Origin of the sequence: Paraburkholderia sp. (assembly GCF_035501035.1) — a bacterium.
Classification (GTDB): domain Bacteria; phylum Pseudomonadota; class Gammaproteobacteria; order Burkholderiales; family Burkholderiaceae; genus Paraburkholderia.
Window position 1 is genome coordinate 1 of sequence record NZ_DATJWR010000276.1, and the last position, 13,128, is coordinate 13,128.

8 protein-coding genes are annotated in these 13,128 nt (G+C 65.9%); 1 reads left to right on the forward strand and 7 read right to left on the reverse strand.

What is annotated here, in order from left to right:
* Window positions 1-109: 109 nt before the first annotated feature.
* From VMJ11_RS20330 to VMJ11_RS20340, 3 genes are all read right to left on the reverse strand, one after another.
* On the reverse strand, window positions 110-880 hold the full coding sequence (locus VMJ11_RS20330) for a hypothetical protein (RefSeq protein WP_325621177.1): 771 nt from the start codon (window positions 878-880) through the stop codon (window positions 110-112).
* Between the two features lie 128 nt (window positions 881-1,008).
* Window positions 1,009-1,731: a dienelactone hydrolase family protein gene (locus VMJ11_RS20335; protein ID WP_325621178.1), complete on the reverse strand. Its 723-nt coding sequence runs from the start codon at window positions 1,729-1,731 to the stop codon at window positions 1,009-1,011.
* A 136-nt stretch (window positions 1,732-1,867) separates the two neighbouring features.
* Window positions 1,868-2,287: a secondary thiamine-phosphate synthase enzyme YjbQ gene (locus VMJ11_RS20340; RefSeq protein ID WP_325621179.1), complete on the reverse strand. Its 420-nt coding sequence runs from the start codon at window positions 2,285-2,287 to the stop codon at window positions 1,868-1,870.
* 253 nt (window positions 2,288-2,540) lie between these two features.
* On the opposite strand from VMJ11_RS20340, the gene nfsB reads away from it, so the two are divergent.
* Window positions 2,541-3,191, forward strand: a complete 651-nt coding sequence (gene nfsB, locus VMJ11_RS20345; protein ID WP_325621180.1) for an oxygen-insensitive NAD(P)H nitroreductase — start codon at window positions 2,541-2,543, stop codon at window positions 3,189-3,191.
* Between the two features lie 118 nt (window positions 3,192-3,309).
* Here the strand turns inward: nfsB and VMJ11_RS20350 are convergent, their stop codons facing one another.
* From VMJ11_RS20350 to VMJ11_RS20365, 4 genes are read right to left on the reverse strand one after another with little or no spacing between them, the layout of a single operon-like run.
* Complete coding sequence (locus VMJ11_RS20350) at window positions 3,310-5,016, reverse strand: efflux transporter outer membrane subunit (RefSeq protein WP_325621181.1); 1,707 nt, start codon at window positions 5,014-5,016, stop codon at window positions 3,310-3,312.
* Window positions 5,013-8,327, reverse strand: coding sequence for an efflux RND transporter permease subunit (locus tag VMJ11_RS20355; RefSeq protein WP_325621182.1), 3,315 nt, complete (start codon window positions 8,325-8,327; stop codon window positions 5,013-5,015). Before VMJ11_RS20355 ends, VMJ11_RS20350 begins: the two co-directional genes overlap by 4 nt.
* Window positions 8,324-11,509: an efflux RND transporter permease subunit gene (locus tag VMJ11_RS20360; protein ID WP_325621183.1), complete on the reverse strand. Its 3,186-nt coding sequence runs from the start codon at window positions 11,507-11,509 to the stop codon at window positions 8,324-8,326. Before VMJ11_RS20360 ends, VMJ11_RS20355 begins: the two co-directional genes overlap by 4 nt.
* Before the next feature lie 18 nt (window positions 11,510-11,527).
* Window positions 11,528-12,904 (reverse strand): efflux RND transporter periplasmic adaptor subunit, encoded by a 1,377-nt coding sequence (locus VMJ11_RS20365; protein WP_325621184.1) that lies wholly within the window; start codon window positions 12,902-12,904, stop codon window positions 11,528-11,530.
* Window positions 12,905-13,128 lie beyond the last annotated feature (224 nt).

Here is a 13,128-nt window from a genome sequence, read left to right on the forward strand (position 1 = left end):
GTTCATGTTGGCGATGTCGAGCGCCCCCCAGGGGCGGCTGGCCGTAAAGGCTTTCGAATGGATGACTTTCATGGTTTGAAAGGTTTTCCCGCGATTGAGCGGCTTCGCCTCACGGGTTGGCTGGCAGAGATTGCGCGACGCTAATCAAATTGAGCGGCACGACGCGAATGAGGCCGCCGCGCGGGCTGTCGATATCGGCGATGAGCGTGAGCGACAGCGTCACCGTAACGGGCAGCACGAACATCAGGAGGCGCCAGCCGCTCTTTTTGTGCGCGCCATACCCCTGCATCAAATTGCTGAGAATCGCGATGAGGACCATCAGCGACCACGCGGCGAGTGGAATGCGGTTGATCCACGCGGCCTGCGTGTAGCCCTGCGTGTTGATGACGTCGTTCATGCCTGCCACCACGAGCGCCGTCACCGGATTGGGCTGAGCCTTCGCGGCGTCGCGCACCTGCGCCCAGAGCTGTGCCTGGAGGTCGCTGGTGGTGCGGTTGATCTGGTCGAGTTCGTCGACGTCGCGCGTTTCGTAGAACTGGATGCGCACCTGAAGGTAGCGCTCGAGCAGCGCCCTGGTCTGCGCGGTGCCGACGCCACCGAGGAGGTCGGCGCGCAGGAACTCCGTGCCGACCGCGTTGGCTTCTTCTTCCTCGAGGTTCTTGCGCTGGTCGTAGCGGTTCACGGCCATCGAGAGCGTGAAGCCGATCAGCAGCGCGAGCAGCGTGAGCGTCGCTCCCTGCACCACGTTGTAGTTCTCGCGCGCCTCGTCGGCGAGCGGGATGTGCTTGTGCAGCACGTCTGCGCCCAGGGCGGCCGCGAGCGGCAGCAGAATGATCAGCGTGACGAAGAGATACGCGGGATGCTGGAGGAGCGGCATCATGATGTCTCCACGTGGTCGATGGCAGGGACGAGAGTGCTGCAATGCAAATCGGCGTCGCGCCTGCGTGAAGCGGGGGCGACGCCGATTCTACGGCAGATTCGCGCGCCGGCGCGGCCCGTTGCCGGGCATCAGCGCGCCGTGCGTTGCGGCCACAGCGTGCGGCCCCAGAACGTCAGCGTGCGGTCCCAGGCGAGTTGCGCCCAGACCGGGTCGTATTGCGTGATGGGGATGCGGCCCGGACCCACGGCGGTCTCGTTCGCGAACGCGTGATGGGCGAGATAGCGATGGAATTCGACATCGACGTTGGCGTCGCTGAGCTTCGTTTCGAGCGTCGCGACGGTCTCGACGCTGAACGCCTGGTCCTGGGTCGCGAAATGGCCGAGGATCGGCGCGGTGATCTTGCTCGCGTCGATGTATTCGAGTGGGGGGAAGCCATACCACACCACGGCGCCGGCCAGGCCCGGAACCATGGTCGTGGCGAGCAGCGTGAGCGCGCCGCCCATGCAATAGCCGGTCACGCCCACGCGGTCCGTGAGCGTCTTCAGGTAGTTGACTGCGCCGTACACGTCTTGCGAGGCCGCGTCTGCGAAGTCGAGGCCGTTCATCAGGTGGTGCGCTTCCTCCTGTTCGACCGTGCTCTTGCCGCGATAGAGGTCGGGCACGAGCGCGAAGTAGCCCGACTGCGCGAGCCGGTCGGCCACGCCGCGAATCTGGTCATTCAAGCCCCACCACTCCTGGATCACGACGATAGCGGGCGCGCCTTCGGTCTTTTCCGGTTTGGCGAGATAACCCTGTAGTGTCTGGCCGTCAGGGCGGGTAAAGGAAATCATGGATCCAGCGGACTGTTTCATAGGGCAACCCTCGGTGGTTCGGTGGAACGAAAGCCGTAGCATAGCGCTTGCGCGTGCGTTTTGCGCGGCTGGCCCCGGCGTTGCACCGCAGCGCAATCGCTGAACGCCCGGCGCCTCTTTGGCGCTCGTGCCAGACTCATTCGCCGATCAGATGCAGCACGACATCGCGCGTGTGCGCCTGCCTCCGGTGCTCGAATACGTAGATGCCCTGCCATGTGCCCAGCACGGGCTGCCCGTGCTCGACGGGGATCGAGAGCTGCGTGTGCGTGAGCGCGGTGCGCAGATGCGCGGGCATGTCGTCGGCGCCTTCGGTGTCGTGCTCGTAGCGCTCGGGATCTTCGGGCGCTAGTCCTTCGAAGTAGCGTTCGAGATCGCGGCGCACTGAGGGATCGGCGTTCTCCTGGATCAGCAGCGAAGCCGACGTGTGCCGGCAGAAGAGGGTGAGCAAGCCTGTGGCAATACGCTGTTCGCGCACGAACGTGCGCACCTGAACGCTGATTTCGACGAGCCCGCGCGTGCGTGTGCTCACCTGCAGATGATGAATGGCCTGGCGCATGATCGATTCTCCCTTTCGGGCTGCGGCGCGCATGTGAGGTCGGCGTGGGCGCGGTCCTGCGTGCAGCATAGCGCAGCCAGGGGGGCGCCGGTTGGCGACGCCTTGCGCGCTGCCGTGCGACGGCTCGCCCAAAGCGGCCTCGAAGGTGAATTGCACGCGCTGCTTCGCATGCTGGTACGATGTCGCCCTTTCCGATAACCGGTGCAAAACCGGTGCAAACCATCGGCCTATCGCACTCGAAGGAGAACACGTTTTGAATCTCACCCGCTTCGCGAAAGCACGCCACGCCACCAAGGCGTTCGACCCGGCGCGCAAGATTCCCGCCGCCGTCATCGAAGAACTCAAGGAACTGATCCGTTTTAGCCCCTCGTCGGTGAATTCGCAGCCGTGGCACTTCGTGGTGGCCGGGAGCGACGCCGCCCGCGCGCGCATCGCCAAGGGCATGGAAGGTTTCGCGTACAACGAACCGAAGGTGACACGCGCCTCGCACGTGGTGGTGCTGTGCGTGCGCACCGACATGGACGAAGCCCATCTCGCCCAGGTGCTCGCGCAGGAGGAGGCCGACGGCCGCTTCGCGAGCGCAGAAGCGAAGGCGGCTCAGGAAAAGACGCGCTCGTTCTACGTGAACCTGCACCGCGAGCGCAGCGACCTGCCGGCCTGGATGGAGAAGCAGGCGTATCTCGCGCTCGGCACGCTGTTGATCGGCGCCTCGACGCTCGAAATCGACGCCTGCCCGATGGAAGGCTTCAACGTGCAGGCTCTCGACGAGGAATTGCGCCTGCGTGAGCAAGGCCTGACTGCGCTCGTGGTGATCGGCCTCGGCTACCGCAGCGCCGACGACTTCAACGCGAAGCTGCCGAAGTCGCGTCTGCCCGCGGCGACGCTGTTTACCGATCTCGGCTGAGGCATACACGCTTCGCGCCGTCGTTCGCCGCAGTCCTGAGATTCGCGGCGAAACGCAGGGTGCCCCGGATGCGCGACGCCATCCGGCGGTTCTTCAAGCTGCACCGACGGATTGCGCTTCAAGGGCTCACCGTGCCGCCCGGCGCACGGCTTGCCTCGACGCTCGCCGGGGCGGCCGCACTCGCCGGGCCACTGACGTTCGCCCCCGCCGCAGCCGCATCGGAAGCGGGCGCAACCGGCGTCACCACACGCGCCGGATGTTGCGCATCGTGCAGCGCGCCGGACCAGCCGCCGCCCAGGTCGCTGATCAGCGAAGCCGTATTGAGCAACCGCTGCTGCTGCACATTGAGCGCGCTCTGCTGATTGCTCAGCTGCGTGGCGAGCGCCGTCGCGACTGTCGTGTAGTCGACGGTCCCCGCCTGATATTCGTTCTGCGCGATCTGCGCGCCACGCGTTGCGTCACGCACGGCGGCGTCGAGCGCTTCGGCCTGCTGCGCGAGAATGCGCAGCCCCGAAAGATCGTTCTCCACGCCCTGGAACGCGCTCAACACCGTGCCGCGATAGTTCGCCACCGCCGCGTCGTAGCTCGCGCGCGCAGCGGCCACCTGCCCGCTGCGCAGGCCGCCGTCGAAGATCGTCTGGGTCGCGCTCGCGCCGAGCGACCACACGTAGTTGCTAATGTGCAGCAGGCCGTTGAGCGGCGACTGCGTGAAGCCGTCAAGCGCGCTAAGCGAAATCGACGGATAGTATGCGGCCACCGCCACGCCGATCGCCGCGTTGGCCGCCGCCATCTGCCGCTCGGCGGTTGCAATGTCGGGCCTGCGCTGCAGCAGCGTGGAGGGTACGCCTGCGGGAATCGTGGGCAGCGCCGGTAGCTGCGCGCTGTGCGGGATATCGACTTCTTCGGGGTTGCGTCCCACGAGCACCGCGATGGCGTGCTCGTATTGCGCGCGCGCCACGCCCACTGCAATCAGGCTCGCCTGCGCGGTTTCGAGCTGCGTGCGCGCGGAGACGAGATCGGACGGCGGGACGGTGCCCGCATTGTCCTGGTCGGTCACCACACGCAGGAAGTCCGTGTATGCCGCCACGGTATGCGTGAGAAGGTCGATGTCGGCGTCGCTCACGCGCAGGTCGATCACGGCGTTGGCCAGTGCGATCTGTTCGGACAACGTAGCATTGACGAGCGTCGCTTCGCTCGCCTGCGCCGTGGCCGAGTTTTCCTCGACCTGGCGGCGCACCTCGCCCCAGACGTCGAGATCCCAGCTCGCATTGGCCTCCAGCGTGCCGCCGTTGACGATGCGCGCGCCGCTGGAGCTGACCTGGCTGATGCTGCTCACGCTGCTGAGCGTGCTCGAAGCCGAACGCTCGCGCGCCACCGATCCGGTCAGGCCGATGGTCGGAAAGAGGCTCGCACGCGCCACGCGCACTTCGGCCAGTGCCTCCTGGTAGTTTGCATAACTCTGCGCCACGGTCTGGTTCGACACGGCAACAAGCGGTTCGAGCTCGTCGAGCAGCGGGTCCTGGAAGGCGCTCCACCACTCGCCCTTGGGGCTCTGTGCGGCTTCGGGCTCGGCCTGAGTCCAGCCGGGCAGCTCCTTCCACGTTGCGGGCACGGCCACCTGCGGGCGATGGTAGTCCGGGCCGACCATGCAGCCGGCGAGCAGCAAGACGGCGGCGAGCGGTGCGAGTGGCGTGAGTGGTGCCAGTGGTCCAAGCCGAAGGGCGCGCTCATGTGCTCCCGCGCGCGATGAACGGCGCGTGGCGGCAAACGTGAAGGATCGCGTGACGGCACGCATGAGCGATCGGGTAAGGGGAGTCTTCATCATGATGCGCTCTCATCGGCCTGGCGATTCCACGGCAGGCGCACGGCCCAGCGCGCGAGGCGTGCGCGCAGGCGGTCGAGGAACAGGTAAATCACCGGTGTGGTGTACAGCGTAAAGACCTGGCTCAGGATCAGGCCACCCATCACGGTCACGCCGAGCGGCTGGCGCAGCGAGGCCCCCTGGCCGATGCCGACGGCGAGCGGCACCGCGCCGAGCACGGCGGCGAAGGTCGTCATCATGATCGGGCGCAGGCGCACCACGGCGGCTTCGTGAATCGCGCTGCGCGCGTCCATGCCCTCGGTGCGCTGCAAATGGATCGCGACGTCGACCATCATGATGCCGTTCTTCTTCACGATGCCGATCAGCAGAATGATGCCGATCATCGCGATCACGGAGAACGGCGTACCGAAGATCAGCATGGCGAGTGTCGCGCCGATGCCGGCCGAAGGCAGCGTGGAGAGGATGGTGAGCGGGTGGATGGTGTTTTCGTACAGCACGCCCAGAACGATATAGACCACGGCGAGCGCGGCGAGGATCAGAAGCGGCACGGTGCCCATCGACTGCGCGTAGGCTTGCGCCGCGCCCGCGAACGCGCCGTGGATCGACGCGGGCATGTCGATGTCGCGCTCGGCCTGGTCGATGACATTGCCGGCCTCGGAAAGCGAGCCGCCCGCGGGCAGGTTGAACGAGATCGTGCCTGCCACTTGCGTGCCCTGGTGATTGACCTGGGTGGCCGTATGGCGCGTTTTCCAGTCCATGAGCGCCATGATCGGCACCATGGTTTCGGCGGCCGTGCTGTCGGCGCTGCCGCTGGAGCTGCCGCCCTTGCTGTTCGAGATCGAGTTGTTGTTCTGGTTGGCTACGGCATTGGCGTTGCGCTGGTTGGTGTTGCCGCTCGCGGTGGTGGGCGTCGTTACGGCAGTGAAGGGCGTGACGCCCGAGATGGTGCTTGACGACATCTGCGTCTGCGCGGAGCCGTTGGCGTTGCCCGCCGCGGTGCTCAGCCAGATCCGGTCGAACGATTGCGGAAACTGCCAGTATTGCGGCGCCACTTCCATCACCACGAAATACTGGTTGATCGCGTTGTAAATGGTCGAGACGGTGCGCTGTCCGAAGGCGTCGTAGAGCACGTTGTCGATCTGGTTGGGATCGAAGCTATAGCGCTTGGCCGTCGAGCGCGCCACCGTCATGTAGGCCTCCAGACCATTTTGCTGAAGGTCCGAGTTCACGTCGGTCAGCTGGCCGTGGTACTTGTTCAGCTCGGTCACGAGGCGAGGCACCCAGGTGAAGAGCGCATCGGCGTCGTCGCTCGTGAGCGTGTATTGATACTCGGCCGCCGATTGCCGCCCGCCGATCTGCAAGTCTTGCTGTGCCTGCATGAATAGCCGCGCGCCCGAAACGGCATTGAGCTTCGGACGCAGGCGGTTCACGACCTCGGTGGCCGAAAGATGCCGCTCCGCGATCGGCTTGAGTTCGACGAAGACGGTGGCCGTATTGAGCGCGCGGCCGCCCGTGAAACCCGCCACCGATTGCACGGCCGGATCGGCCTTCACGATCGCCTGCAACTGCGCGAGCTTCTTCTCCATCGCCGTGAAGGAAATGCTCTGGTCTGCGATGATCTGCCCGATCAGGATGCCCGTGTCCTGCTCGGGAAAGAAGGTGGCGGAGAGCAGCCGCACGACGAACACGTTGGCGATGAGCAGTCCGAATAGAATCAGGATGATGAGCAGCGCGTGATCGAGCACGGCGGTGAGCGAGCGCGAGTAGAACTGCTTGAAGCGCTCGAACTGCCCCTCGATCCACGCGGCCGCGCGCGAGGGCTTGCGCTGCATGTGCTCGCGCTTGAGCACGTACGCGCACATGGTGGGCGTGACCGTGAGCGAGATCACGAGCGAGATCAGGATCGCGATGGAGAGCGTCATCGCGAACTCGTGAAAGAGCAGGCCCACGATGCCGGGCATGAGCAGGATCGGCAGGAACACGGCGATGAGCGAGAGACTCATCGAGAGCACCGTGAAGCCCACTTCGCCCGCGCCCACGAGCGCCGCTTCCCTGGGCCCGAGCCCGGCCTCCATGTGGCGCACGATGTTTTCGAGCACCACCACGGCGTCGTCCACCACGAAGCCGGTGCCGATGGTCAGCGCCATGAGCGAGAGATTGTCGATGCTGTAGCCGAGCAGGTACATCGGCCCGAACGTGCCGACGATGGAAAGCGGCAGCGCAACCGCAGGAATGAGCGTGGCGCGCGGCGAGAGCAGGAACACGAACACCACGCCGATCACGAGCAGCACGGCGATAAAGAGCGTGCGCTCGGTGTCGGCCACCGAGGCGCGCACGGATTCGGAGCGGTCGATCGCCACATTCACCTTGATCGTGGCGGGCAGGGCGGCTTCGATGGAGGGCAGCCGCGCCTGGATCTGCTGCACTGTCTTCACGACGTTGCTGCCCGGCATCGGGTAGACGATCACGAGCACGGCCGACTCGCCGTTGTAGAGACCCGCGTTGCGTATGTTCTCGTTGGAGTCGCGCACCGCGGCCACGTCGCGCAGGAACACGGGCGCGCCATTGCGATAGGCGATGACGATGTCGCGGAACGGCGCAGCCTTGCTGATCTGGTCGTTCGAGAGCACCTGGTAGCGCTGGTCGCCCTGGTCGATGTGGCCTTTCGCGCTGTTCGCATTGGCCGCGCCGATGGCCGCGCGCACATCCTCGAGGCCGATGCCATAGCTATTGAGCTTGCCCGGCTCCAGCTCGACGCGCACCGAGGGCAGCGCGCCGCCGCCCAGCGTGATCTGGCCTACGCCGTCCACCTGAGAGAGCTGCTGCATGATGACCGAATCGGCGGAATCGTAGAGCTGCGCCTTGGTGAGCGTCTCCGAGGTGAGCGCGAGCACCATGATGGGCGCGCTCGCGGGGTTGTACTGGCGATAGGTCGGGTTGCTGCGCAACGTGGTGGGCAGGTCGGCGCGCGCGGCCTGGATCGCGGCTTCCACGTCGCGCGCGGCGCCGTTGATGTCGCGGTTCAGGCCGAACACGACCACGATGAGCGAGGAGCCCACGTTGCTGATCGACGTGAGCTGGGTTACGTCGGCGATGGTGCCGAGGCGCCGTTCGAGCGGCTCGGCCACCGTGGACGCCATGATGTCCGGGCTCGCGCCCGCCATCTGCGCTTGCACCACGATCACGGGATACGCGATATTGGGCAGCGGCGCCACCGGCAACCGGAAAAAGGCCAGCACGCCTGAAAGCAGGATCGCGATCGCGAGCAGCGAAGTCGCGACCGGCCGCCGGATGAAGAGCGCCGAGAGGTTCACGGCGTGCCCTCGGGCGCGGGCGGCGCGCTGCCGCCTGGGCCGTTGCCTGCGTTATCGCCGGGACTGCCGCCGGTATCGCCGCCTGACGCGTCGTCTTCAGGCTTGCGCTTGCGGCCGAAGCGCTGCGCGAGGCGGTCGAAGAACAGATAGATCACGGGCGTCGTGAAGAGCGTGAGCATCTGCGAGAGCGTGAGGCCGCCGATGATCGCGAGTCCTAACGGGCGGCGCAGCTCCGAGCCCGTGCCGCTGCCGAGCAGCATGGGCAGCGCGCCGAGCATGGCCGCGAGCGTGGTCATGAGAATGGGCCGAAAGCGCAGCAGCGAAGCCTCGAAAATCGCCTCGCGCGGCGGCTTGCCCTGCACGCGCTCGGCTTCGAGCGCAAAGTCGACCATCATGATGGCGTTCTTCTTGACGATACCGATCAGCAGCACGATGCCGATGATACCGATCACGTCGAGATCCTTGCCCGCGATCATCAGCGCGAGCAGCGCGCCGATGCCGGCCGAGGGCAATGTAGAGAGAATCGTGACCGGATGCACATAGCTCTCGTAGAGCACGCCCAGCACGATGTACACCGCCACGAGCGCCGCGATCAGCAGATACACCTCGCTCGTGAGCGAGTCTTCGAACGCTTGCGCCGCGCCCTGGAACGACGAGGTGATCGAGGGCGGCAGGTTCACGGCGGCCTCGGCCTTGCGGATGTCGCTCACGGCCGCGGAAAGCGACGCACCCTTGGCGAGGTTGAACGAGATCGTGACCGAAGGGAACTGCGCGAGATGGCTGATCATGAGCGGCGAGTGCGTGATGCTGATGACCGCGATGCCCTTGAGCGGCACCTGGCCCTCGCTGGCCGTCTGGCTCGGCAGATAGATGTCGCCGATCGAGGCGACCGTGGGCAGCGATTCGGGCTTGGCTACGAGAATCACGCGGTACTGGTCCGACTGCTGGAAGATCGTCGAGACGATGCGCTGGCCTAGCGCGTCGTAGAGCGCATTGTCGATGGTCGCCGCCGTGATGCCGTAGCGCGCCGCGAGCTGGCGGTTCACTTCGATGTTCACGGAGAGGCCGTCGGTGTTGAGGTCGCTCGTGACGTCGCGGATCGAAGCAATTCTCTTCATGCGCGTGACGAGGCCGGGCACGTACTGCTCAAAGGCGTCCTGGCTCGGCCCGCGCAGCACGAAGTTGTACTGGTTGCGCGAGACTGTGGTGTCGAGCGTGAGGTCCTGCTCGGGCTGCAGATAGAGGCGGATGCCCGGCACCTTCGCAACCGACTGCTGGATGCGCTGCCCGATCTCATCGGCGGTTTCGGAGCGGTCGTCGTGCGGCTTCAGGTTGATGAGGAAGCGCCCGTTGTTGAGCGTGTTGTTGATGCCGTCGATACCCACGTACGAAGTGAGCGAAACAACGTCGGGGTCCTTGAGAATCGCTTCGGCGAGCGCGGCCTGGCGCTGCACCATCGCGCGGTAGGAGATGGAGTTGTCCGCCACGCTGATGCCCTGGAGCACGCCCACGTCCTGCACGGGAAAGAGGCCCTTGGGGATCACGACATAGAGCAGGCCGGTGAGCACCACGGTGATCACGCCCACGACGAGCGTGAGCGTCTGGTGGTCGAGGACCCAGCGCAGGCCGCGCTCGTAGGCGTTGAGCGTCTTGTTGAAGAGCCCTTCGCTGATGCGCTCGAAGCGGCTCGGATGCCGTTCGGCCTGCGCGCGCAGGATGCGCGCGCACATCATCGGCACGACGGTCAGCGAGACCACGGCCGAGAGCACGATGGTCACGGCGAGCGTCACGGCGAACTCGCTGAAGAGCCGACCGATCACGCCGCCCATGAAGAGCAGCGGTATCAGCACGGCAATGAGCGAGATCGTCAGCGAAAGAATCGTGAAGCCGATCTGCCCCGCGCCCTTTAGCGCTGCCTGCAAGGGTTTGTCGCCTTCTTCGAGGTAGCGCACGATGTTCTCGATCATCACGATCGAGTCGTCCACCACGAAGCCCGTGGCGATGATGAGCGCCATCAGCGAGAGGTTGTCGATCGAGTAGCCGAGCTCGTACATCAGCGCGAGTGTGCCGATCAGCGAAACCGGCACCGAGATGCTCGGGATGATCGTGGCGGGCAGGTTGCGCAGGAACACGAAGATCACCGCCACCACGAGCGCCACGGCGAGCACGAGCTCGAACGCCGCGTCGCTGACCGAAGCCCGGATCACGCCCACGCTGTTCGATACGACGGTGACCTGCATGCCCTTGGGCAGCGTCGATTCGAGCTGCGGCAGCTGCCGCATGATCTGGTTGACGGTGGCGATCACGTTCGCGCCCGGCTGGCGCTGCACGTTCAGCACGATCGCGGGCGTCTTGTTGTACCAGGCGCCGCGCTCCACGTCCTGCGCCGCTGTGGAGACGCGCGCCACGTCGCGCATGAACACGGGCGAGCCATTCTGATAGGCGATGACCGTATCTTCGTAGTCCTTCGGGTCCGAGATCTGGTCGTTGGCGTTGATCGTATAGTCGAGCTCGGGGCCGTCGAAGTTGCCCTTCGGCCCACTCACGTTGACGTTGGCGATCAAGGTGCGCAGGTCGTCGAGATTCAGGCCGTAGGCGGCGAGCTTTTGCGGGTCGGCCTCCACGCGCACGGCGGGCACGTTGCCGCCCGCCGTCGTGACGAGGCCCACGCCCGGCACTTCGGAAATCTTGGTGGCGAGGCGGTTGTTGGCCGCGTCCTGCAACTGCGTGAGCGACATCGACTTCGACGTGACCGCGAGCGTGAGGATGGGCTGGTCCGCCGGGTTGACCTTGGCGTAGGTTGGCGGCGCGGGCAGGCCGCTCGGCAGGAAGCTGTTGGCCGCGTTGATGGCCTGCTGCACGTTCTGCTCGGCCACGTCGAGACTCAGCGCAAGATCGAACTGCAGCGTGATGACCGAGGCGCCTTCGGAGCTGTACGAGATCATCTGCTGCAGGCCAGGTATCTGACCGAGCTGCACTTCGAGCGGCGCCGTGACGGTGGTCGCCATCACGTTCGGGCTCGCGCCCGGATAGAAGGTCTGCACCTGGATGGTGGGATAGTCCACCGAAGGCAGCGAGGAAACCGGCAGGAACTTCATCGCAACGAGGCCGACCAGCACCATCGCGATCATCAGAAGTGAAGTCGCGACCGGCCGCAGGATGAAGAGGCGCGAAATATTCATCGGCGCGTGGTCCGCGGCTTAGCCGGCTTGCGAGGCCGCGGCGCTCGCGTCGGGGGCCTTCGGTGCGGTGGCGCCGGGCTCGCTCACGGCGCCGGGCGCGCTTGCCGACCCGGCGTGCCGCGCGGCGCTTGCACCAGCGATACCAGCGGCACTCGCGGCGCCGCTGGCAGCGCCGGCGTGGGTGGCAGGCCGCTCGCGCGCGGGCTGGATCTTCGCGCCATCGTTGAGGCGGTCGAGCCCGTCGGTCACGACGTTCTGACCCGCCTGGAGCCCGGCGGCGATCACCGTGTAGCGGCCGTCGCTCGGCCCGAGCGTGACCTTGTGGACCGATACCGTGTTGTTGGCGTTCACGAGGTACACGTAGTCGCCCGGCGCGCCGGTCTGCACGGCCGGCGTGGGTACGAGCACGGCGTTCTGCAGGGTGTCGACGAGCAACTGCACGTTGACGAACTCGTTGGGGAAGAGCGCCTCGTCCTCGTTGGGCATGCTCGCACGCAGCGTGACGGTGCCGGTGGCCGTGGCCATCTGGTTGCTGATCGCAAAGAGCGCGCCGGTAGCGAGCTTGCGCGTGTTGTCGCTGCTGTAGACCATGACTGGCAGCTTCGCGCCGGTATTGAAGCGCTGCAACACGCTGTCGAGGGAGGTTTGCGGTATCGCGAACTGGACTGTGGTGGGCTTCATCGTCGTGATGACGACGATGCCCGTGGAACTCGACGAAGTTACGTAATTGCCCGGATCGACGAGGCGCAGGCCCACTCGACCCGACACCGGCGCGGTGATGCGGCAGTAGATGAGATCGAGCTCGAACAGCCTGATGTTGGCGATATCGGACTTCACCGCGGCTTCGTACTGCTTGACGAGGAACTGCTGGTCGTTGAAGGTTTGCTCGGCGATGGAGTGCTTCTCCATCAACTGCGTGTAGCGTGCGAGGTCGGCGCGCGCCTGGGCGAGCAGGGCCTCGTCCTTCGCAAGCTGCGCCTGTGCCTGCTCCTTGCTGATTTCGTACTGGCGCGGGTCGATCTGCGCGAGGAACTGCCCCTTCACGACATCCTGGCCTTCCTGGTAGCCCACTTCGGTGAGGTAGCCGCTGATTTGCGGCAGCACCGTGACCGTGGCAACGGGCGTGACGGTGCCAAGCGCGTTGAGGATCACGGGCATGGGCCCGAGCGTGGCGGGGGCGATGGTGACGACCTGCGGCGATGCGCCGCGCTCGACCTTTCGGTTGCGCACGATATGCACGACGGCCAGTGCAACCAGCACGATCAGCAGGATGACCAGAATGACCGGCCCGCGCCGGCGGTGCTTCGGCGCCTGGCGGTGACGCGCGCCGGGCGGCGGGGGAGAGGGCGGCGAGGGGGGCTGGGGCGCGGGGTGCGTCTGCGGAGCGTCGCTCATGCCTGCCTCCGGGAGGTCGAACCGCCGCGTCTGGCGGCGCGGCTCGTGCGTGAGGAGAGAAACCTTGCCGGCGCTTGCAGCGGCTTTGCCGCCTCGGATCGCTGCCGGAAATTGTCGTGTCGCTGCATGCGCATTCTCATGATTGTTGTGCCGCCGACGCCGGGCTTTGCCGTGCAGCGAAGGCCGAGACTCGCAGTCTAACCAACTCGTGCGCCAATTTCGAA